21 protein-coding genes and 3 pseudogenes are annotated in these 22,159 nt (G+C 59.0%); 5 read left to right on the top strand and 19 right to left on the bottom strand.

Features of this window, described 5'->3' with window-relative positions; all coding sequences use genetic code 11:
- Positions 1 to 440 precede the first annotated feature (440 nt).
- The 8 genes from K8I04_03635 to K8I04_03600 all read right to left on the bottom strand — a co-directional run bounded on the left by K8I04_03635 (position 441) and on the right by K8I04_03600 (position 8,976).
- Entirely contained in the window at positions 441 to 977 is a 537-nt protein-coding gene (locus tag K8I04_03635; GenBank protein MBZ0070805.1) for a hypothetical protein, read from the bottom strand.
- Positions 977 to 3,061 carry a TonB-dependent receptor gene (locus tag K8I04_03630; protein ID MBZ0070804.1) on the bottom strand — a complete coding sequence of 695 codons (2,085 nt, stop codon included), beginning with the start codon at positions 3,059 to 3,061 and terminating at the stop codon, positions 977 to 979. The genes K8I04_03635 and K8I04_03630 overlap by 1 nt, the downstream gene beginning before the upstream one ends.
- A 176-nt stretch (positions 3,062 to 3,237) precedes the next feature.
- On the bottom strand, positions 3,238 to 3,417 hold the full coding sequence (locus K8I04_03625) for a hemin uptake protein HemP (protein MBZ0070803.1): 180 nt from the start codon (positions 3,415 to 3,417) through the stop codon (positions 3,238 to 3,240).
- A 245-nt stretch (positions 3,418 to 3,662) separates the two neighbouring features.
- Positions 3,663 to 4,739 carry a DUF2325 domain-containing protein gene (locus tag K8I04_03620; protein MBZ0070802.1) on the bottom strand — a complete coding sequence of 359 codons (1,077 nt, stop codon included), beginning with the start codon at positions 4,737 to 4,739 and terminating at the stop codon, positions 3,663 to 3,665.
- Positions 4,740 to 5,270: 531 nt separating this feature from the next.
- On the bottom strand, positions 5,271 to 5,408 hold the full coding sequence (locus tag K8I04_03615; GenBank protein MBZ0070801.1) for a hypothetical protein: 138 nt from the start codon (positions 5,406 to 5,408) through the stop codon (positions 5,271 to 5,273).
- 41 nt (positions 5,409 to 5,449) lie between these two features.
- Positions 5,450 to 8,122: a calcium-translocating P-type ATPase, PMCA-type gene (locus tag K8I04_03610; protein MBZ0070800.1), complete on the bottom strand. Its 2,673-nt coding sequence runs from the start codon at positions 8,120 to 8,122 to the stop codon at positions 5,450 to 5,452.
- Positions 8,122 to 8,697 (bottom strand): hypothetical protein, encoded by a 576-nt coding sequence (locus tag K8I04_03605; GenBank protein MBZ0070799.1) that lies wholly within the window; start codon positions 8,695 to 8,697, stop codon positions 8,122 to 8,124. Before K8I04_03605 ends, K8I04_03610 begins: the two co-directional genes overlap by 1 nt.
- A 9-nt stretch (positions 8,698 to 8,706) precedes the next feature.
- Positions 8,707 to 8,976, bottom strand: a complete 270-nt coding sequence (locus tag K8I04_03600; protein ID MBZ0070798.1) for a DUF211 domain-containing protein — start codon at positions 8,974 to 8,976, stop codon at positions 8,707 to 8,709.
- A gap of 136 nt (positions 8,977 to 9,112) precedes the next feature.
- Between K8I04_03600 and K8I04_03595 the strand changes: the two genes are divergently transcribed.
- Positions 9,113 to 9,646 carry an ATP-binding protein gene (locus tag K8I04_03595; protein MBZ0070797.1) on the top strand — a complete coding sequence of 178 codons (534 nt, stop codon included), beginning with the start codon at positions 9,113 to 9,115 and terminating at the stop codon, positions 9,644 to 9,646.
- 230 nt (positions 9,647 to 9,876) lie between these two features.
- Complete coding sequence (locus K8I04_03590; protein MBZ0070796.1) at positions 9,877 to 10,242, top strand: TusE/DsrC/DsvC family sulfur relay protein; 366 nt, start codon at positions 9,877 to 9,879, stop codon at positions 10,240 to 10,242.
- 218 nt (positions 10,243 to 10,460) lie between these two features.
- On the opposite strand, the pseudogene K8I04_03585 reads toward K8I04_03590, so the two are convergent.
- Both K8I04_03585 and prs read right to left on the bottom strand, forming a co-directional pair.
- Positions 10,461 to 11,009 (bottom strand): annotated as a pseudogene (locus tag K8I04_03585) (CBS domain-containing protein).
- Between the two features lie 408 nt (positions 11,010 to 11,417).
- Complete coding sequence (gene prs / locus K8I04_03580) at positions 11,418 to 12,362, bottom strand: ribose-phosphate diphosphokinase (protein ID MBZ0070795.1); 945 nt, start codon at positions 12,360 to 12,362, stop codon at positions 11,418 to 11,420.
- Between the two features lie 133 nt (positions 12,363 to 12,495).
- Between prs and K8I04_03575 the strand changes: the two genes are divergently transcribed.
- On the top strand, positions 12,496 to 13,539 hold the full coding sequence (locus K8I04_03575; protein ID MBZ0070794.1) for a hypothetical protein: 1,044 nt from the start codon (positions 12,496 to 12,498) through the stop codon (positions 13,537 to 13,539).
- Here the strand turns inward: K8I04_03575 and K8I04_03570 are convergent.
- Positions 13,536 to 14,186 carry a phosphoribosyltransferase gene (locus K8I04_03570; protein MBZ0070793.1) on the bottom strand — a complete coding sequence of 217 codons (651 nt, stop codon included), beginning with the start codon at positions 14,184 to 14,186 and terminating at the stop codon, positions 13,536 to 13,538. The two genes, K8I04_03575 and K8I04_03570, sit on opposite strands and share 4 nt — an antisense overlap.
- Positions 14,187 to 14,418: 232 nt before the next feature.
- Positions 14,419 to 15,075, bottom strand: coding sequence for a VPLPA-CTERM sorting domain-containing protein (locus tag K8I04_03565; protein ID MBZ0070792.1), 657 nt, complete (start codon positions 15,073 to 15,075; stop codon positions 14,419 to 14,421).
- Between K8I04_03565 and K8I04_03560 the strand changes: the two genes are divergently transcribed.
- The gene (locus K8I04_03560; protein MBZ0070791.1) at positions 15,074 to 15,295 is read left to right on the top strand and encodes a hypothetical protein; all 222 of its coding nucleotides are present in this window, start codon (positions 15,074 to 15,076) and stop codon (positions 15,293 to 15,295) included. The genes K8I04_03565 and K8I04_03560 overlap by 2 nt on opposite strands.
- A 132-nt stretch (positions 15,296 to 15,427) precedes the next feature.
- Here the strand turns inward: K8I04_03560 and K8I04_03555 are convergent, their stop codons facing one another.
- Both K8I04_03555 and K8I04_03550 read right to left on the bottom strand, forming a co-directional pair.
- On the bottom strand, positions 15,428 to 17,425 hold the full coding sequence (locus tag K8I04_03555) for an MFS transporter (GenBank protein MBZ0070790.1): 1,998 nt from the start codon (positions 17,423 to 17,425) through the stop codon (positions 15,428 to 15,430).
- 219 nt (positions 17,426 to 17,644) lie between these two features.
- On the bottom strand, positions 17,645 to 18,301 hold the full coding sequence (locus K8I04_03550) for a GNAT family N-acetyltransferase (protein MBZ0070789.1): 657 nt from the start codon (positions 18,299 to 18,301) through the stop codon (positions 17,645 to 17,647).
- Positions 18,302 to 19,079: 778 nt separating this feature from the next.
- Here K8I04_03550 and K8I04_03545 point away from each other — a divergent pair.
- Positions 19,080 to 19,160: pseudogene (locus K8I04_03545) on the top strand (VPLPA-CTERM sorting domain-containing protein).
- 209 nt (positions 19,161 to 19,369) lie between these two features.
- Here the strand turns inward: K8I04_03545 and K8I04_03540 are convergent.
- The 5 genes and pseudogenes from K8I04_03540 to K8I04_03520 all read right to left on the bottom strand — a co-directional run.
- The gene (locus tag K8I04_03540) at positions 19,370 to 19,648 is read right to left on the bottom strand and encodes a hypothetical protein (protein MBZ0070788.1); all 279 of its coding nucleotides are present in this window, start codon (positions 19,646 to 19,648) and stop codon (positions 19,370 to 19,372) included.
- Positions 19,649 to 19,791: 143 nt separating this feature from the next.
- Positions 19,792 to 20,244 (bottom strand): annotated as a pseudogene (locus K8I04_03535) (hypothetical protein).
- Between the two features lie 47 nt (positions 20,245 to 20,291).
- Positions 20,292 to 21,418 (bottom strand): IS3 family transposase gene (locus K8I04_03530; protein ID MBZ0070787.1). Its coding sequence is split into 2 segments (ribosomal slippage): positions 20,292 to 21,157 and positions 21,157 to 21,418, totalling 1,128 coding nucleotides; the frame shifts between segments, so codons are not numbered across the junction.
- A 143-nt stretch (positions 21,419 to 21,561) separates the two neighbouring features.
- A complete protein-coding gene (locus K8I04_03525) occupies positions 21,562 to 21,978 on the bottom strand; it encodes a hypothetical protein (protein MBZ0070786.1) in 417 nt (138 codons plus the stop codon).
- 56 nt (positions 21,979 to 22,034) lie between these two features.
- Positions 22,035 to 22,159: IS3 family transposase (locus K8I04_03520; protein MBZ0070785.1), on the bottom strand; the 125-nt coding region annotated here is incomplete at its 5' end.

Genomic DNA, 22,159 nt, shown 5'->3' with positions numbered 1-22,159 from the left:
ACCGGATGTAGCGTCCGTCATCGGTGCGCTCGAAGCCGGCTACCGCAAATGCGGCCGCCAGATCCTCAGGTCCAAGTTCGATACCAACGGAAGGGAGCACTGACAGACTCAAGGTGGTGACACCTACCAGTGCGATACCATGCAATACCTGTGGTGAACGCTGGTGCATACACTAATCCGCCCCCCCTATAGTGCTTGTTTGAGTATAGACGGCTATCAATTCCCAACAAGCGGCGTTGAAAATTATTTTTCCTGAGGTACTCACTCCGGAAGGTGACGTCGGTGGACCAGCCGTGGAATCTGGTGAAGAGTTGACGGTGCAGTGAGGGGTTATTTCCGTATCATATGCTGATGTGCCGCTTGAATTTGTGGCTGTAGAAACTAATGTACTTTTGGGAAGATAGTAAGAACACGTGGGGCACATAGCAGCTTGGCAGGCGTTACCATCCTTCTCCGGGGCTGATCCTGGGAGATTGTCCGGGGGGCAGGACGGTATAGGTGGCATGACAGGCGACGCACTTGTTCATCAGATCGGCAAGTTGCCTGAGCGTATGATCACGATCTCCCAAGGCCTCGGCATCGAGAGCGATGGTATCCATACCTTCATGTACAGAGAACCCCAACTGCTTGAACTCGATTGGAAGTTTACCGATCAGTGGGCCACGAATTTCCAGCGGTATATTCTGTACACCGGACATTCCGAGCTTGCGTGCCTCCGCTGCAACGCGTGACATATCATCAACGAGCGCTGCATCCAGGATACTTTGGCTGGCAGCGAGCATATCGCGCATTTCAGCGAGAATAAGGTCACGTTCGTCATTGGAGACCAAAAGTCTCACACGCCTGTCACTGGAAGGCATCTCGGCGACACGGCCGAAGGCACCGAAGAAGACCAGTACCACAGAAAGAGCCAACACCAGCAGGCCAGAAATAAATTGCCAGCGGTAACGCTGTATGAAGTGAAGGATGCTTACCATCAGAAGTGTCCTTGGTAAATAACAGTAAAGCTGCGGCCGGGTGCTTTGATTTCCTGCCCTGAAATACCTTCAGTCAGGTGCTCGTGGTAGGCCTTGTCAGCGATATTTTTCACGGCAACATGCAGGCTCTGTTGTAGCCAGCGGTAGGTCGCGCCGAGGTCAGCAGTGACGAACCCGGGTGTGGCGTTCTCGGTACCACGCGTGAAGACCGTGGCGATGCGATCCTGTCGATCTACCAGGCGTAACGTAGCGTCCGCCGTCCAGCCCTGAGTGATGCGGCCTTCCCAGCCTAGCGACAGTTCGTCGGCGGGCATCTGGAATAGCGGCTCGTTGAGGTCGTCATTCTCACCACGGACCTGCGAATAACCCACACTCACCCACTGCCCCGCTGCGGCCTGCCAACGTGCCTGCGCCTCCAGTCCGGTGAGGGTGGCGCGGCCAAGGTTGACGGTCCGCTTACAGGCACTGGCATTGGCAGCACCGCAAGCAGTACTGGCGGCTGGCGTATTGGAGATATCCTGTCCGGTAATGTAATCGTTAATCCGGTTGTGGTAGGCAGAAATCGTGTAGCTGAACCTGTCGTTCGCGCCCTTGAGGCCGATTTCCACCTGGGTGGCGTGCTCTGGTTTGATCTGCGGGTTTCCGGCATAAAAGAAACCATCACCGCGCGGTGACGCCTCGAAACGCTCGCGCATTTCCCCAGCACGGAAGCCGCGCGCAAGATTTACATAGGGCCGTAACAGCGGTGTGGCTTCATAGATCGCCCCCAGGCTACCCGATAGCGCACTATCGCTGCGATCCAACCCCGTGGTGACGGTGCCATTACTCACTGAGGCGGCACTCCCCTTAACCGTGTCGTGACGTATACCAGCCAGCAGATTGAGCTTATCGAAATACATATCGTCCTGTAGATAGACGCCCAGCGCCTCCATACGCCCGTCCTCGAAAGGGACGTTACGTATGAACTCGAAGCTCGGCGGCATAGCGAGATGTCGATCTGGCGAGGCGTCCATGCGCCAGGCGTTGGCTCCGAACGACAACAGATGGGCGGAATGGACCAGCCAGTCGGCCTTGGCATCCAATCCATTGGTATCGAAGCTGACATTGGTTTCGGCAATATTGTCGTTCAGGGGGCCATTGGCGTGTGAAAAGATCTGTCGCTGCATTTCCTGCCGGTACAGCCGCAGGTCGAAGTTGAGTGGCTTGTCACCCGTGCCCTTGCGGCTGTAACCCACCTCGGCCAGTTGACGTGTCTGTTTGGGCGAGTGCAAGGTGGTGCTTTGCACTTGAGGATTGGGGTGTGGCTTGGTCGAACCCGGGTACCACACGTCTTCGTCGCGGTGCTGTTGCAGCGAGAGACGCAATTGCTGCGCGGTATCGATACGCAAGCGGTACTGCCCAATGAAGCTATCAGAGTCATAACCGGTGCGCGGTATCGTTCCCTCGGGGGACTTATAATCTCCAATGTGGGCCACTGAGGCCCCCAACATCATTGCGTGATCTCCCTGGGAAGCATTTATCGCACCGGTACCGCGTATGCCGCTGCTGGCACTGTCAACACCAGTGGAAATATCAAGCCCGGTGCCGGGGATGAATCTGGCCTGCGGCAACAGCACGTTGATCGCACCGCCCAATGCTCCCGTACCGTAGAGTACCGACGCCGGGCCCTTGACCACTTCTACCCGCTCCGCCAGGCCGAGGGACAAGAAGGAGCCGATGGCACCGGCCGGCTGGGCGGAATTCAGTCGCATTCCATCCACCAGCAACACCACGCTCTCCTTCTTCAGACCGCGAATTACCGGGTTCTGGCCTTGTGCGCTATCGTTAGCCACAGCCAGCCCTGGTTCGCCACGTAAAATATCACCGACATTGTTGGCACCGCGCTGGAGTATCTCCTCACGTTCCATGCTAATGGTGGCTGCCGGAGTCTCCAGTTCGTCGGCGACATAGCCCTTGGCCGTGATGGTGATTGCCGGCAATGTGGCGGCTGTTACCGCAGTGTTTTCCTGTGCGTATGCGTGTGGTAATGACAGCACCATAAGAATAGGCACTACTACTGGCTTGCGCTTCAGTTGCTCGTTCATCTCTGCCTCTTTTATGTTTCACAGGAGTGATGCTGGCTACTGAAGCAAGGGCTTGTTGGCTGGCGATGCTTGTCTTAATTTATCAGGGGTTTCATTCTCCATTGACATCGTTACAGAACCGATTCTCCGGCACAGGTGATCCACTGAAGGTCGCTTTCACGGTTCGTTTACCGTTGTCACTTGGTCAGGATAAGTTTGTCATGCCGGGTGATTCGGAGCCGGTATTCGTGGCCAGCATGGTCGATTAGAATTTCCCGCGCATCATGAAAAAGTGCCTGACTGGCGTATCTTCGCTGTTTCTTATGGCAGCCCTCAATTTGCCTGTCTGGGATCGCATCGCTTTGTCTGTCATCCATTGTTCGTTCCGCTACTCCAGTCACAATTCATAAGTAATAACCTCCATACGCACTGCTTTGATTCACAGTCCAGACAACGAAAATCCGCCGCGCACAATTGACCACTGGCCAACAGCCGCGACAGCGTCTCCACTGAAACTTCCAACCGCAGATAATCGCTTGCGGTGGCTGCACCACCCACATCATCTGCCATTCTGCCAATGGAGGTCGGGTGAAATTTCCCCCTATGTCTTCCAGCAGGCTTCTTAAGCAACCAATTCATTCAACCCCCGGGCGAAGGCCGCCAGGCTCGATCTGGGTAGTAGTACCAATCTCTTCCTATGATGTTTGCAGAATTGTTTGACCCGATGCGCTGCATCGTGGCTGACGCAATCCAGCGGGCAAAGCACGACATCGGCTTGTGGCAGGATCGAGCTCAGTCGCGACCGGCCACCATGCAAGCCCCCATCGTGATGAATGAACTGACCATTCTGCCGCTCCACCAGCGAGCGGAAGTGAGCACACTGCCGACTTCTTCCGCCCACATAAAGAATGCAGCGACCAAGCAGATTGATACTGCCAAGGCAATCTTCCTGAGTTGCGCAGCTGCTGCAATCGGGTGTCAGTAGCTTCTCCAGTGTCGCCTCCAGCACATCGCGCTCGGCATGCACTTCCGCCAATTGGCTCTCCAGATACAAATTCCGGCCACCTTTCTCGATCGCTATCCTTTCCCATGTTTCTGCACTGACTGCAGCCCGCTGCGCCCGCAACTGCTCGGCCGTGAGCATCGTCGCGAGTTTTTCGACATCGTCCCTCCTCTGACGCAAGGCGGGATCGGTCTCCAACGCGGCCAGCTGTTTGCGTGCCACTTCAAGGTCTCTGGTTGCACCCTCTGTTTGCGTCAATTGATCGCTTAACCGGCGGATAGTGTTATCTCTTTCTGTGATCTGCGCCTTGGTCTTGCGTTGAATGTCTGTCAGCTGCCGAACGAGTGTCCGGGCCTGACGCCGGAGCCGGTGGAGTTCCTCCATATCAACACGCACCGCAGCGCCGGCCAGGTGAGACAGCATGTGGACTTCTCCGTACACGCGATCCACCAATGCATCCGATGCCTCGGGGTGACTCACCAGCGCCCAGTAGGCGCCACCGATATCGCCGGATGCGACCGCCTCATCCCAGCGTTTCTTCAGTTCTGCATCATCTTGCGCCTTGGCGAAATGGCGGATCGCGGCCCGGTACTTCTGATCCAGGTGCTTGCATAAATATCTGGACGCGTACGTCTGTTTCCCGGCGATTCCGACGAAGGATCGGTGCAGCTCGTAATCCGACAGGGTCGTCTGCACACTGATCCGCATTTTTTGGCAAAGACGTCTAAGCTCTCCCAGCGAAAGGCATGTGCCAATAACGCTGCAGTGGGACGGAGAATCGAGCTCCCAGAGCTTCTTCCGCCTGGTGCAGCCGCTTTTTTTCGCCGTCGATTCAACTTGATATCGATTCAAATCCGTGCACACAGTTATGCCCTGTAGATTGCATCACGTGAGACCATTGGATATGAATGATAATCATTCGCATTACCATGTCAAGCGTTTCCCTTTGCAATTTCAAGATACAGATCACAGTCCGGGGAGCCCCATCTTAGGGCCGTGCCACGCGCCGTAACCCATCCCGGTGTGGTTCAGCTCAATTTTGGGACAGGCCCCGCCCAGTCCAGATCCTGATATTGGAGCACCCTTGCCCTGGCCGAACCGATCTGAGGCGTTTTGCGGGAGGCCCCGCCTTGTTGATCAGGTGCATCGTGATGCAAAGGTGGGTGATACCGAGCACAACCCGCCACGCTCATGGCGTCGGGCACCAGGCACGCGCACCGAGCTGGTTCATGGCGATAACCCGTCGGGCACCTGGCGGTACTCAGGGTTTGGATGGTCGAAGCGCTGGCCCGCATCCCAGCCGGCACGCTGGTTACCGTGCGCCAGGAGATCGCCCGCGTCCTTGACTGGACTGACAGTACCCACGGGATCTCTTCGATGTGCCGCGTCCCCTCGCAGGTCCGAATTCATTCAGACAGGTTTTTTATTGCGCCAGCCTCCCCCCGATAGATCATCCCGGCACGCACCAGCCATTTTTCAATCTCTACCGCGAACAACACCAACGAGGACACTGCGAAACAACCCAGCAGCACCGGCAGCGGCAGCGGCTGGGTGTGGAAGATACCATTGAGGGCGGGCACGTAAATCACCATCAGTTGCAGCGCCACCATGAGCAGTACCGCACCCAGCATGGGCAGGTTGCTGAACAGGCCGATACGCAGCAAGGAGGCGCGTTCGGCGCGCACGGCCAGGGAGTGGAACAGCTGGGAGATGGTCAGCACCGTGAACACCACCGTCTGCCAGTATTCCTCGCCGCGGTTCCAGGCCCAGGCCTGGGCGGCGATGGAAATGCTGCCGACGAACAGGCCCACCCAGAGGATGTGTTGCCACATGCCATGGGCGAAGATGTTTTCCCGGGGCGGGCGCGGCGGGCGCTGCATCAGGCCCGGCTCCGCCGGTTCGGCGGTGAAGGCCAGGCCCGGCAGGCCGTCGGTCACCAGGTTGATCCAGAGGATGTGGATCGGCAGCAGCGGCACCGGCAGACCGAGGAAGGGTGCCAGGAACAGCGTCCAGATCTCCCCCGAGTTGGAACTCATGGTGTCCTTGATGAACTTGCGGATGTTGTCGAAGATGCGCCGCCCGGCGCGCACCGCCTGCACGATGGTGGCGAAGTTGTCGTCCAGCAGCACCATGTCCGCCGCCTCGCGGGCCACATCGGTACCCTTCTGCCCCATGGCCACGCCGATGCCGGCGCGCTTCAGCGCCGGGGCGTCGTTGACGCCATCGCCGGTCATGGCCACGAACTCGCCCCGCTTCTGCAGCGCCATGACGATACGGGTCTTCTGTTCGGGGCTGACGCGGGCATAGACACGGATCGAGCCCACGTGCCGATCGAAGTCCTGCTCCGACAGTCGGGCCAGTTCCTGACCGGTCATTACCGTATCACCTTCCTGCAGGATGCCGAGGCGCAGGGCGATGGCCCGTGCAGTACCCGGGTGATCGCCGGTGATCATCACCGGGGTGATGCCGGCGGCGCGACAATCGGCCACCGCCTCCGGCACCTCCGGGCGCGGCGGATCAATGAGCCCCACCAGGCCCAGCAGGGTGAGGTCCTGCTCGATGGCTTCCGGCTGCAGGACATCGGGCAGGGCAGACAGGCTGCGTTGCGCCAGGGCCAGCACCCGGTATCCCTCCTCCGCCAGCTGCTCCGCCTGCCGTGTAACCGCCTCGACATCGAGCGCTGCAGTGCCTGCATCGCCCAGCTGATCCGTGCATAACGCCAGTACTGCCTCCGGTGCGCCTTTCACATAGGCGATGATGCCCTGGTCCATCGCGTGCAACGTCGCCATGCGCTTGCGGTCGCTGTCGAAGGCCAGTTCGGCAACGCGCGGCAGCGCCGCTTCCAGCTCCGCCTTGTCCAGCCCGGCGTCGCGGGCCGCCGCATGCAACGCCACCTCGGTGGGATCACCCGCCGGTTCGCCATCGCGCTCCGTCACGTCGTTGCTGAGCGCCATGGCCTGCAGCAGTTCACGCCAGGGAGACGCCTCGACCGAGGGCGGTTTGTCGCAGCGTGCCCCCTGCACCAGGAAGGCCTCGGCGGTCATGCGGTTGAGGGTCAGGGTGCCGGTCTTGTCGGTGCAGATGTAGGTGACGGAGCCCAGGGTCTCCACCGCCGGCAGGTTGCGCACCAGGGCGTTATGGCGACTGAGTTTGCGGGCGCCGAAGGCCAGCGACACAGTGACCACAGCGGGCAACGCCTCGGGGATAGCGGCCACCGCGAGGCTCACGGCGGTGAGGAACATCAGCACCAGTGGCTGCCCCTGCAGCAGGCCGCTGACGAACACGATGGCGCAGATGGCCAGTACCGCCAGCGTCAGGTAACGGCCGAAGTGGGTCAGCCGTTCCTGCAGCGGCGTCTTCACCCCCTTCTGGGTATGCAGCAGTTCGGCGATACGGCCGATCTCGGTGGCCATGCCGGTGGCCACCACCAGCCCACGGCCGCGGCCGTGGGTCACCAGACTGCTCTTGAACAGCAGATTGCGGCGGCTGCCGAGCGGCAGATCCGCCTCGACCAGCTGCACCTCGTCCTTGTCCACCACCTGGGATTCGCCAGTGAGCGCCGCTTCATCGGCCTGCAGTTCCACCCCCTCGAGCAGACGCAGGTCTGCCGGCACCACGTCACCCGCCTCCAGCAGCACCAGGTCACCGGGCACCAGATCCTCCGTGGGCAGGGTCCGGTGTTCACCCTCACGCACCACCCGCGCCTCCGGCGCCGACATGGCGCGTAATGCGGTCAGGGCACGATCGGCACGAAACTCCTGCACGGCACCGATGATGGCGTTGAGCAGCACGATGACCAGGATGGCGATGGTATCCTGCGGCTCACCGATCACCCCGGAAACCACCGCGGCACCGAGCAGCACCAGGATCATGAAGTCGGCGAACTGGCCGAGGAGCATGGACAGCAGAGCGCGGTGCTGGCCCTCGGCGAGGCAATTACCACCGAACTCCTCACGACGGGATTGTGCTTCCCGATGGGTAAGGCCCGTGACGGGATCACTGCCCAGGGCCTCCAGCGTCTGCGGCACCGAGCGGGTATGCCAGGCTGGAGTACGGCCGCTGGCGGAGGCGTCACCCATCAGCCGACCAGCAGGATAATGGCCATGGTGCACAGCGCGACGATGAGTGCCTGGACACCGCTCAGCAACCAGAAGATCTGTCCGATCTGGCCCAGGAATACGCCCAGCAGGAAGATCACTGCCAGCGCCGTGACCATGGCCATCACCAGGGGCGGCAGCGGCAACGGCAGGCCCCACTGGGCCAGCGCAAGCGGCAGGATGATGAGCAGCGACAGCAGCAGTGGCGCCATGCCATTCACCGCCGCAACCAACAGAGGTACCCAGCGAGCGGCACTGCCATGCGCCGAGTCGCCGAGGTCCGCCATCATGGATTCCTCCAGCTCGGCCAGCGCCTTGCGCCGCTCAGCGCGCTCGCTGATATAGGCGCTACTGAGGCCACTCATGGTGAGCGCGATGGCGGCGCCGACACAGGTACCGATGACCAGTCGCAGATCCTGGGTATCGCCCACATAGAAACCGGTGACGATGCCCAGCATGGTCAGTGCACCGTCAAAACCGTTCACCACGAAATAGCGCCGCACAATACCGTGGCTACGGGTGATATGGAGCAGGAACCCGATGCGTTCAAGGGCCACGAGGCGGCCTTACTCCCCGTCCGGCGCGGACTGGACCTCGACCACGTCGATGCTGTGCAACGAACCACCCAGCCGGGTGATGGCCTCGCGCACCTGATCCATATCCACATCGTCACCCTCCACCACCACCTGCAGGGTCTCAGTCTTTTCATCCATCTCGACGACGGTCAGCAACACATGATAATCATCGCCGCAGGCCGCAATGCTGCGGGCGAATTCCAGGGTATCGGGGTGGTGGGGCTTGAGGATATCCAGGACGATACGTTTGAGGCTGATCATGTCGGTTCCGGGTCTCTGTGGGTTCGGCTTGCCGCTGGGAGCCTGTCGGACTTGAGCGATCGTGGTGGTGTTTGACTACTATTCAATAGACAAAAATCTATCACAGGTGAATTACCAACTATAGTGGAAGCATACTATGGCTACGTCACCCATCAAAATGGTAGTGGTTACTGGGCCAGAGTGCAGCGGCAAATCCACTTTGTGTGCAGCCCTCTCGGAAGCGCTCAACGAACCCTGGGTGCCAGAGTTTGCGGTTGAGTATTTAACCGAAATCGATCGCAACTATACCTCAGACGATCTGATAGCCATTGCCGAAGGTCAGTTGCGGAATATTTCCGAGAAGACAAAATCTGCGCAACGGGTGCTTATTGTAGATACCGGTATCGAGGTCATTGAAGTGTGGCACCGCGATAAGATCGGGCCTTTGCCTGAAAGACTTCGGCAGATGAAAACGGATTGGCACCCAGATCTTTTCCTACTCTGCAAGCCAGACATACCTTACCAGCCATCGCCGCTGCGCGAAGACGAGCACCGTCGAAATGAACTCTTCGAGGTGTATGAAAAACTGCTGACGAACTCGCCGGTGCAAATCATTGCAGGCGTATTGCCTGAGAGAATCAAAACGGCCCTAGAAGCGATTGAGAATCTATCGGGCGCTGGAGGGCTGTAATTTTCAATCCATACCTCGTAACGGAAATACCGGGCCACCGCAAACGAATACCGCACGATCCACCCGAAATATAGCAAGAACTTCCGGGAACGGGCCAACCGGAGGTTTCTCCAGCGGAACCTGAGCCGGTAATCGCTGCCGGCGTCCAGCCTGCCGATGGGCACTCGACACAATGGAGAGCGAAAGCGTCTAGACTGAGTACGACCAATCCATCCACGAGGTATATCGCCATGACAAAGGACCGACGCATCATCGACAACCCCGAGACTCCCAGCGCACGTCGCAGCGACCGTGCACAGGATCTGAAGGAATGGGACGAAGAGCAGGGTCGACGCAATGCCACCGAGCAGGGCATCGAACTCACGGATGAACACTGGGAAGTGATCCATCAGCTGCGGGAGCATTACTTGATTGACGGACCGGCAGCTAGTGGCCGTGAACTCAGCGACATGCTGGCAGACCATTTTGCGGACCGTGGTGGGCACAAATACCTGCGCCTCCTGTTTCCGGATGGGCCAGTCCGCCAGGGCATGATCATTGCTGGTCTGCCCGTCCCGCCCTATACCGAGCACGAGGGTTTTGGCACCAGCCACTGACCGCATGCCTGGATAGTGCGTGAAATCGTTACCACACCCCGGCAGTGCCCTTCTGCCAGCGCGGCACCTTCCTACGGGTCAGTGAGGACGGCGATGTCTCGGCCGTATGCCGTGTCAGCACCCTACTTTGCGGGCGGCCCCCACCAGTTGGACAGTGACGGGATGATAGTTTCGAGTGCACATCACGCCGCATCGACAGGTTTGGGGACGGTGAACAGGCTGCGCAGATCTTCCGGAAGCTGACGGCGGATATCTTCCGCCTGCACCGCCATGATCAATCGCAACAGTGTCGCCTCGGCCCGGGCCGGACTGCGTCGGCGCGCCGGTGATCGGGGACTTTCCGCCGGGCCGCCTTCTCCGATTTGCGCCTCGATGATCGCGGCCAGTTCATCGAGCGGTGCGGCCTCGTCGAGAAGCAGGTCGTCGAGCGTCACCATGCCCACGACCCGCCCATTCTCGCTGAGCGGGATACGCCGGACGTTGCCTTGCTGCATGAGCGCTATCGCCTCCTCGCGACTGTCGTCGGGAGTCAGCATCAGCGGCGAGGGTGTCATTACCTTGGCGATGGGCGTAGTTTCGGGATCCAGCTTGTGGCCCAGTGCACGCACGGCAAGATCGCGATCCGTCACGATACCGACGATGCGCCCACGATCCTGCACCATGATGGCACCGATGCTGTTGTTTTCCATGGCACGTGCCGCTTCCAGCACGGAGTTGTTCGAACTGAGGACCACGAGACGTGGCCGACGGTACCAGTAAAGAGACATGACTCCACTCCTTGATCGGGATTCATCGGTGGCGTTCCCAATGCGTGCGGACAGCCCTTGAGGAGGTTCTGATGGTGCCTGCTCAAGTATAGGAGAAGACAAACCCGTCTTCCCTGGCGCCGACACCTACTGAACAGGCAGTCACTTCTGTTTTCACCCGATCACTGCGAAATTCTACTGAGCCTCCCGCACCATCATTTGGACATTCCTCTGTTTTACACCCACTTATCGATCATCCTTGTTTTCAGACCAACCGATGTCCCGCCACTTCCGTTTGGTAGCAGCATTTGTATGAACGGTTGGCTTCCTTGGGATCGGTCGAACAAGCCCGCTGGTGGCGGCGACATGCTGCGGGCGGCCAAAGCATGGCCAAAGGCGTGGCCGCCGGACGGCGCCTTGCCCCGGCCATTACGCGGAATGCAGACGATGTATCGTTTCGGCAATGAGGGGACCGACGGAAAGGACATGCAGTCGGTCGCCCAAAGCGGTTTTCACGGGCTCGGTATCGGCGGCGGAGTTGGTCAGCGTGACACTGGTGATGGCGGGATCAGTAAGCGACTGAATCGCATCCTCGGTCAGCAACGCATGGGTGGCGGCCAGGTGCACCTCGGCCGCGCCGTGTGCGCGACAGGCCTGGGCCGCCCGCAGTATAGTGCCGCCACCGACGATCATATCATCGACGATCCAGACCGCCCGGCCTGCGACATCGCCGGCAAACAGGTCACCCGACACGCTGCCCGCACTGCGCCGTTTTTCCATGAAGCCAAAAGTCACCTCGGCCGCGGTGGCCTGGTTCAGCGCTTCACGAAGCAATTGCGCACGTTTCACGCCGCCGCCATCGGGTGAAAAGACGGTCAGCGGAAGGCTGCCCGCGCGCACACCGATTTCCTTGGTGAACAGTTGGGCTGTGTCCATATGCAGCGTCCGGCAGCGGAATGCGTTCTGGAACGCCTGGATGTTGTGGACCTCAAGCGTTGCGACGCAGTCGACTTCCATCGCCTCGAACAACATGGCGACATAGCGCGTGGTGACGGGATCGCGCGGCTTGGTTTGCCGGTCCTTGCGCGAATAGGCCAGATAGGGGACGATCGCGGTGACACGCGCCGCGCCATGTTCCCGGCAGGCAGCCAGAAAGAACAGCAACCTGCACAACTTGTCATTCGCGGAATGACCGGTTTCGCCGTGCAGGGAGTGAAGCACATAGACATCCTTGCCGCGCACGCTTTGCAGCGGGCGGGCCTTGTGTTCCCCGCCGGCGAACTCGCGTTCTTCATGGTCAGCCACGGGGAACCTGCCGGCTTCGGCGACGGCACGACCCAGATCGGCAGAGGCATTCAGAGCGAAGAACAGCATGTGCAGGATTGTAGTCCGGCCGGGCTTGCCCGCATTGATCGTGATCAACATCGCATTGGGTACCTCACCCTGTGGGTCCAGGCATCCTCGTAACGACGAATTAATCAGAGGTTTCTAAGGCGTTTCACGACCCATGCACGATGCCGCTTCCCTACCCGAAGATCCCGTCAGCATCCGTGACAAGCTGGCCTTTCTCGATGGCTTGTTTCATGGGGCCGAGCGGATCGAGACCCACAGCGCCTTTGTCTTTCTGACGGCTGACAGAGCGTTCAAGATCAAGAAACCGGTCCTGTTGCCATTTCTGGATCACCGCAGCCTCGCGGCGCGTGAACACGCCTGTCGTGAAGAGTTACGGTTGAACCGGCAACTGGCCGGCGCCGATGTCTATCTCGGGCTGGATGCCTTGGTGCTGCGAGCCGACGGGGCGCTCGCGCTTGGGGGCGAAGGCCGGGTGGTGGACTGGCTGGTCCGTATGCGCCGTTTGCCCGCCGACCGCATGCTGGATGCAATGCTGCAGTCGGGTCGCATGCCCGCCAGACAGGACATCAGCACCGTCGCGGACCGTCTGGTGGCATTCTACCGCGAACGTCGCACTGACCCGCCGCGTCCGGGCGTCTATCTCGCGCATCTTTTGAAAGAGAGCGAAATAAACGCCCGCCATCTCCTGAACCTGCGGGATCACCTGGACGGTGCCGACATCGCGGGTTTGGCGGCGCAGGCCCAGACGCTGATCACGCGCCACACTGCGGAAATCGAGGACCGTGAGGCCGCCCGGCTGATCGTCGAGGGTCATGGTGACCTGCGCCCGGAGCACGTCTGCCTGACCACGCCACCGGTACTGTTTGATCGGATCGAATTCGCGACCGAGATGTTGATGATCGATATCTTTGATGAGGCGAACTATCTCGGCTTGGAATGCGCGCTGCTGGGGGCGGCATGGATTGGTCCGCTGGTAATGGAGGTCCTGCGTACTGCCGGGTTTGCAGCGCCATCGGACGGTCTGCTGCGGACGTACGGCGCATTTCGCTGCATGACGCGCGCGCGGCTGTCCATCGACCATCTGCTGGACCGGCAGCCACGGACGCCGGCCAAATGGCCGGTGCAGGCGCGGGCCTATCTCGTGCGCGCAGCAGAGATGATGAATACCGGGCGATTGCCTGCACAACACCCTGGCTAGGTGTGTGGCACCGGAGGGAATGCCGCAAGGCCGGCCTTGACGGCGTCATCTTCGACCTGCGGAAAACTGCGGTAATGCGCCCCGACGGCACGGAAGGGGAACGGCGTTTCCAGACAGACGATCTGATCCACCCCGGCGCGGAACTGATCCAGCACATCGGCAGAGGCGACGGGCACGGCCAGAATGATCCGTGCCGCGCCCTGGTTCCGGATCGATCTGATCGCGGCATGCATCGTCGCGCCGGTGGCAATGCCATCATCGACGATGATCGCGGTCTTACCGGTCAGCGGCACCGGCGCCCGGTCGCCAAGGTAAAGCGCCCGCCGGCGCCGCAGCTCGGCCCGCACCGGTTCTGCCAGGCGGTCGATCGCCGCCCGGTCCAGCCCGGCGGCGTCCGCCACGTCCTCATTCACCACCATATCGGCGCCGTCAGGGCCGGCAATGGCCGCGACCGCCAGTTCCTCGTGGCCCGGTAGTCCGATCTTTCTGACCAGAATAAGATCGAGCGGCAGCTCATGCTGTCGGGCGATTTCGGCGGCTACCGGCACGCCACCGCGCGGCAGGGCCAGCACGACCGCCGGTCCGTCCAGCAAGCCTGTCAGTCGTGTTGCAAGCTGTTGTCCCGCATCTTTGCGGTCTGGAAACATGCGTTCATCCCCTCGCCCAATGATCCCGCCGCCAACGACCGAAGCAACGCGACGGCGGTTTGGAGCGCCAGCTCGTGCCGGTGGAGGTCACGATCCAAGTATAGGAAAAATAAAAGCCATCCTATCTGAAATCTACAATGACCGAACAACCAGTCACTGGTGAGTTTGGAAACACACATCCTCAGAAACAAAAACGGCCACCGGAGTGGCCGTTTTTAAGCGACGCGTATCCTTATACTGTCTTACGCCTGGCGATGCCTATCAAACCGATAAGGCCCGAACCGAATAGCCAGACTGCTGCAGGAACGGGGACAGCAGATACTGCAATGTTATCCATCATGATCCCATCGTTTGCCCCGTTAGAAAGCCGAATTGAGGTGATTGCATCGCTGGAGAAAAAACCAAAGTGTTCCAACGTAGCACCCACGCCGGGGACTGACAAAGCAAGGGTGCCGCCACCGAGTAACGACAAGGTCATACGCAGCGGCCTGCTGGTTCCATTGCCCGGCCACAGAAAGTCAGCAAAAAAGCCATTAACAGGGCTGTTAAAGATAATATCAGTTGCTAATGGCCCCTCGACATAAATAGATACAGCCGCATTACCAAACGACGCGGGTATACCTGAGTACTTAAAACGAGGGACATCAACAAAATTGTTGTCAAAACGAGACGAGCCAATGGTAGCTAATGTAAAAGGGCCCACATTCAGCGGTGTTGCCGCATAAGAGGTATCGACTCTATAGCCCTCAAAATCTTCCGTAAAGAGTACAGTGCCGACGCTCTCCCAGGCTGTCCGATCTGTATAGGTAATTAGCTCTGTATGGCCAACGTTAGCAATAGTCAGTAGAAACAGGCTTGCAGTGTATTTAAGCGCTGATTGGAATTTCATGAAATTCCCCCTTGATAACCTTTGGAATCAATTGTTAATGGGTCATGACTGGTTAACGGTTAGTGAAATGATACTAACCTGCTGCCATGACCATGAAACAAGTCTGCTACAAAGTAGTATTCGCGGCCGCGTCGCGTTGGGCGGTGCCATCTATTCGGACGGCTGGCCTGGAACAGCAACAGCCGCACACAGCGACATCGCCGCAAGGAAATTGCGTTGAGTAACGTACATTGGAAGCCCCGGTTGTATTCTTATTGGAAAGAAGTCTACCGCGAGCGGTTCGGAAATTCTGTAGGAAATTTGCTATTCAGCCCAGCCCAAGCAGGCTGCTTGCAAGCTGGCGACCGCTCGATCAGGCCGGTGTCTCGGCCGGCTCCCGGGGCAGTTCATCCACCAGGCTGCGGGAGAACTCTTCCAGCATGGCGCGCACATCGGCGTGTTCTTCGGGTGACCAGCGTTCGACGAACTGGCCCAGGTGTTCACGGTAGCCTGCGACGATCTGCTCGAAGGTCTGGCGACCCCGGCCGGTAGGGACGAGCCGGCCTGCTGCGGATGATACAGCCAGATTCCGCTGTTGCAGCCGTACGGCGATGGCAGCCAGGGCCTTGGGTGGGATCGCGTAGTCGCCGGCCAGATGCTCCAGGTCCGATGCCGGGGGTTGGCGGCACAGCTGGATCAGCAGCCAGATTTCATCGGGCTGCAGCGACACCTCCAGACGTGCGGCGATGCGGCGGTAGGTTTCCCACAGATGCTCGTGACTGCCCATTCGGGCAAGGATCTGCTGCAGTTCGTCGAGCGAGGTCGCGTCGCGCGGCATGGCGAAGCTCTCACCGATGGTATCCATGCCGGTGACATCGTGCAGCGGAATTTCTTCCAGAAACCAGGTCATGACGAAGCCGGCCGCCGCGATGATCGCAGCCCACAGGAACACCGGGTGCAGCGCGCCCGTGAAGGCATGCAGGTACTCGCTGCGCAAGGCCTCCGGCAAAGCGTTGATGGCTTCGGTATCGGTGGCCGCAGGGAGGCTGGCACCACCATCAAAATGGATGGCCAGGGCCGTGCTGAGTGTTGCCGCAAAAATAGCGCCGAAGATCGACACGCCAACGGAGCCGCCAATAGACCGGAACAGCGTCGCGCCCGATGTCGCCACCCCCAGATGGCGATAATCGACCGAGTTCTGGACGGCCAGGATCAGCACCTGCATGACCATACCAAGACCCAGGCCCAGCACGAGCATGTAGCCGGAGGCCAACCAGGTGTTGGTCTCCACGCCCAGCGTGGTGAGCAGGCCCAGGCCGACCGCCATCACGGCGGTGCCGGCAATCGGAAAGATCCGGTAGCGGCCGATGCGACTGATGATCTGGCCGCTGATGACCGAGGAAAACAGGACACCTCCCATCATCGGCGTCAACTGCATGCCGGCCACCGATGGGCTCACGCCCCGTACCACCTGCAGGTACAGGGGCATGTAGGTCACCGCGCCGAACAGGGCCAGGCCCACGATGAAACCGACCGCGCACGATACGGTGAAGATCCGATTGCGGAACAGAGTCAGCGGCAGGATCGGGTCGCTCGCCTTGCGTTCGAAATAAATGAAACCGGCCAGTGCCGCCACCGTAATGCCGATCAGACCGAGAATCTCGGGCGAATTCCACGCGAACGTGTGCCCGCCGAGGCTGGTGAACAACACCAGCGCGGTCAGCGTGATCGCCAGCGTGGCGCTTCCGGCAAGACCGATGGTCGGGCGCTGTGGCCGTGCCGGAGACTTGAACGCCCATGCGATCACCACCATCGCCGCGAGGCCCAGAGGCAGGTTGACATAGAAGATCCAGCGCCAGCTCAGATGATCGACGAAGAAGCCGCCGATCAGGGGTCCGATCACGGTAGCAACCCCGAACACGCCCCCGAATACCCCCTGGTAGCGACCGCGCTCACGCGGTGGAATGATGTCGCCGATGGCCGCCATGGTGGTCACCATCAGACCGCCGCCGCCGAGCCCCTGCACCGCCCGGAACACGATCAGCTGACCCATCGATTGGCTCTGCCCGCACAGGACTGAGCCGATCAGGAACAGCACGATGGCGACCTGCAACACGACCTTGCGCCCGAACAGATCACCCAGCTTGCCATACAGCGGTGTGACGATGGTCGTTGCCAGCAGGTAGGCGGTAACGATCCAGGAAAGATGCTCGATCCCGCCGAACTCGCTGACGATCGTGGGCAGCGCCGTGGACACGATGGTCTGGTCGAGCGCGGCCAGCAACATCACCAGTATCAATGCACCGAAGATCAGGCGCACCTCCGGCGTCGACAAGGCTCCACGTCGAGTTACGGCGGTGCTGCGCGGCATGCGGGCTCCGTGAAAGCGGCTTTGATAATGGTGGCTGACGACAAGACTAAAACAAAGCGTAACAGCAGGAGACCCGCTGCGCATTGCGGGTCGCCCTCTCCCCGCGTTTCATGCGCAAGCGACCGGCCAGACAGCGCGCAGCCCCGCTCGATGCACGCCGCGCGGTAACCCGTGAACGCACGTGTGATCGACCCTCAGTCCCGCTGCGCTGCCCTCGGGCTATGCGACATCCGCGCGGGGCGCGCGCCGCATGAACCAGTTGGGTACGCCGAGTACGGGTTCGTGCCGGACCACGACAAAGCCCAGGCTCGCATAGAACGCCGCGTTGATCGCCAGATCGGTCTCCAGATACGCCGCGTCACCGAGCGAATCGACATGCCGGCAGCCGTGCGTCATCAACCGTCGCGCGATGCCTTGGCGCCGGAATTCCGGCCGCACCGCCATCGGACCGATATGCCAATGCGGCTCGGTCGGGTCGTTCCGTGCCCACGCCGCCAGCCAGCGGCGGCTACGCCACACCACGTACGGTGGATTACCGGCCAGGATCACGCCGGCAAAGCGCAGCCAGTCCCTGCCTGCCGGACGACAGCGGCCCGGCTGCATCATGCCCAGCACGCCGACCAGTTCGTCCTGCGCGTAGGCACCGATCAGCAGGCCATTCGACCGGACGTAGGCGGCCAGGTGACCGAGGAAGCGCCGCAAGCGTCGCTCCCGGCGCACCGGATCCGGGCCGAATACCTTCACGTGCAACGGATTGTCACGCATCCCCCCGGCCAGCAGCATCGCGGCCGCATGCAGCGCGTCGGACCCCAGATCCCGGATGTCGACCACGACACCGGCATCGGCGTGGCCACGCAAGCTCAATTGCCGGTCCATCAGAAACAGTATGTGGCCGCGAGGCCGCTGTCGGTCGTCATGTGCTCGCCCGCTACCACCCCTGCCTCGGTTTTTACGTCGTGCGATCAGACCCTATCGATACCGGACGCGTTCCCCATGGTGAGCGCGACCTCCCTCCCATCGAACACCATCGGGTCAAGCGGACCCCCCATTTGGGGACTGTATTGGCCATCGGTCTCCACGACAATACTGCTTGCGGGGCTGTCAAATCCATCCGGATGTCATACAGAAATGGCTGAAGCCTGGCTGTGACATACGCAGGGTGTCTGCCACCAATGGCTTTCATAGCAGTAAGTAAGGAGAAACCATCATGAAATCACTACCCATATTAAGCCGTGCCATAGGGTTTGTGTGCATTTTTACCCTGCAAGGCGCCTCCGCGGCACCCATTGACGTCGACATGACTTCTGACACATGGATCGTAACCGCACTCGATACCGCAGGTAATGACTGGTCAGGATCCACATTGACTTTCGAATCACAGATCGCCAGCGGCGATGACTGGCTTCTTTCCGGGTATTTTTATTGGAACAACGTGACCGACACCAATTACGGGCGTGAAAATTTCACTGGCACCCTGTCCTCTGACCGCTTGCTGAGCCTGGCCGGATACGAGCTGGTCGCGCCGATCAGCGGTATCATTATGGGGGAATATTTTGCCCACTTATCGCCATCGGACGCGGAGATCATCAACGGCACATGGCAGTCAAACGTGCCTTATGTGCCCACCAACGGGTGGACGGCGGCCCGGATGGTCGTTCCAGTGCCGGCCGCCGTCTGGTTATTCGGCTCCGGCCTGCTCGGGTTGGTCGGCGTGGCGAAGCGCAAAGCCTCATGAGGTGCGACGCCGACCTGTTCGTGATGCTGAGTGTGGTGAGACGAAAATCGTCCGCCTGATCCATTCGACTACGGGCATCAAGCAATCACCGCCCCTTCGGGAATCGCGTATAGCGTAGCGTATAGGGATACACAAACCGTCTCTTCGCCCGGTGGGCGCTGCCCTGGCATACTCACGTGCCACTCCGCATTCATTCTTTATATTCAGAACTAACTGCTCTCTGAGCCAGGTTTTTTCTCACCAAACGGATCATAAACTATCAAATCATAAATAGAAGGTGCATAGGTTAAAACTGCACCTTTAGTTATACCAAGATTCTGAAATGCATCATAAAGCTGTTCTAAAAGTAATTTGTTTTCAGGATCTTTCTTTATCGCTTCCAGTATTGAGACGAAAGATTCAATGCGCTCTGCATCAACGTTTGCATTCAACATATGAATTGCTTCTTCAATTCTTGCAACATCTACTTTGGGTGTAGTGCTTTTCATATATCAATTTATCCATTTTTAAACTGTGTACCGGATCCAGTTTTCGCTTACTGATTGCATACATCTAGGCTGTCTAACGCAGAGTGCACCGGCGATCTTGACGTAGCGAAGCGGAAACAAGAGCGTCCGAGTGGCGTGTTTGGTTAACTGGTTTGCTCGATATTGGCACGGCGTTTCCGTTCCTGCTCAGCCATCTGTTCTTGGCGCTCCTCGAGAGAGTTCAGCCCGAGACGTGAACGACGTTCGTTAACCGTAGCAGATTCTTCAATGGGAAACGGTGTGGGCCAACCGTTTTCATCAATATCAAACTGGGTGCCATAGTATTGAGGCTTGCCAGACAAGGTGCGCACACGATCCTGAAGGAATGCCAACTGCCAACCAGCCACATCTTGCCTTGCAACGGCATCTTCCAGCAGGGAGACACACTCCGTCATGAACTCAGGATCTGAAACGGAATGCTGGCCGACAAGCCAGGCCGCTTTGGCAGCCTCTTCCCCAACCAACGAAATGCCGGGCCAGCCGTGACTGCCAATGATCTCTTTCAGGCGGGAGGCATTGTGCTCATGCAGGGCTTTCATTCGGGGATGATAAGACTCTGAAGTGGACCCCAAAAATTGGACAGCGTGATAAGTGCTGCCTCGGGTCATGCTGCCATCCTGGCGGCGTCTTGGTAATACACACTGTCCGGCGTTTTCCTGTCAAGCGACTGATGCCGACGTTTGGCATTGTAGAACGCAAAATACCTGCCTAACGAAGCACGGGCATCGCCGATGCTGTCGTAGGCCCTGAGGTAGACCTCCTCGTACTTCACGCTGCGCCACAGGCGCTCGACAAAGACGTTATCGACCCAGCGTCCCTTACCATCCATGCTGATGCGAATGTCGTGTTGCTTGAGCACACCGGTAAAATCCTCGCTCGTGAACTGGCTGCCCTGGTCGGTGTTGAAGATTTCCGGCGCACCGTAGGTCTCGATCGCTTCGCTCAACGCCTCGATACAAAAACTCGTGTCCAGCGTGTTGGACACCCGAAAGGCAAGCACCCGTCTCGAATACCAGTCCATGATGGCGACCAGATACACAAAACCCCTGGCCATCGGGATATACGTCACGTCGGTCGCCCACACCTGATTCGGGCGGTCGATCGTGAGCCCCCTCAGCAGGTACGGATACACCTTGTGTGCCTGGTTGGCCAGGCTCAAGTTGCGCTTCGGATACAGCGCCGCCAGGCCCATGGTGCGCATCAGGCGCTGTACCCGCTTGCGGTTGACCCAGCGACCCTCATCCTCAAGCCAGTCCCGGATGCGCCGGCTGCCGTAGTAGGGATGCTCCAGATGGCAGCGGTCGATCAGCGCCATCAGTTCAAGCTCCTCCTCGGTGACCGGCTGGGGCACGTGATAAAATGTCGAGCGTGGCAGATCCAGGAGCGCGCATTGGCGGCTCACTGGCAACGGGTCCGTCCGATCTACCATTTCTTTCCTCTGGGCCCGTGAATCCGTTCGAGCCCGTGTTCTAAAAAATCGTTCTCCATCGTCAGCTGACCGATCTTCGCGTGTAATGCCTGAACGTTTTCCTCGGTCTCCTCGGCCTTCCTGGCATCTTTACCGAACACGTCCGGCGCTCCGTTCAACAGCTGCTTCTTCCACTCGGTGATCTGGTTGGCGTGTACATCGAACTTCTTCACCAGCTCCACCATCGTCAGATCCCCTTTGATCGCAGCCAGGGCCACCTTGGACTTGAATTCAGGTGAATGGGTACGTCTCTTTCGTCTCATCGCTTCTCTCCAGAGCCTGTTGCTCATGATGGAGGAAAGCACTTATCATCGTCCAGTCACTGTCCAACCGGTGGGGTCCACCTCTCTCAGATGGTAGCTCTCCTGCATAGGTGGGGCACGACCGCCCTCCATAATAGGCGGTTTTATTCATCATCTGTCAAATCGCAAAGAACATCTCGACCAAATACAGGGAGATTTTTTTCATAACCGATTGCGCATGCTTCGTCGCGTGACCAACTTAATGGCCACCCTCCATATTCACGCTCCTCGATAATAACTCTTTTCCCACTTTCCGAAACCTCTTCAAGCTTTACACATATAATTCGATGGTCATCACTATCTCGAGGCCAATCCTTGTCCTTTGTTACTGTAAATATTATTGCTGCGCCTCCTGTATACTCGTTAAATGGTCTCGGACAATTAATAAAATAATTCTGTTTCTCTGACTCGATTAATTCTTTATCTATTACCTTTTGTAACTCACTTTCAGAGATATTATTGCTTTTTAACCAATTCTCTCTATCTATATCAGGATTATTGCTGCGTATGTTAAGCGTCATAGCTCTTTCCAAATCTTCGCCACTTCTCGGATCTAGACACCTGATCTTCCCCCAGTTCAACGGACCATTGAGTAATGGCCTGCGGCCATCTTCTCGAAGGCCAGTGGCGCCATCATGCCTATATGTGAATGGCGACGCTGGCGGTTATAAAACACCTCAACATACTCGAAGATGCTTGCCT

Source organism: Gammaproteobacteria bacterium (genome assembly GCA_019911805.1).
In the GTDB taxonomy this organism is placed as follows: Bacteria; Pseudomonadota; Gammaproteobacteria; order Thiohalobacterales; family Thiohalobacteraceae; genus JAHJQQ01.
The sequence above is the reverse complement of the archived record's forward strand: the minus strand, read 5'-3'. Positions and strand labels throughout refer to the sequence as shown.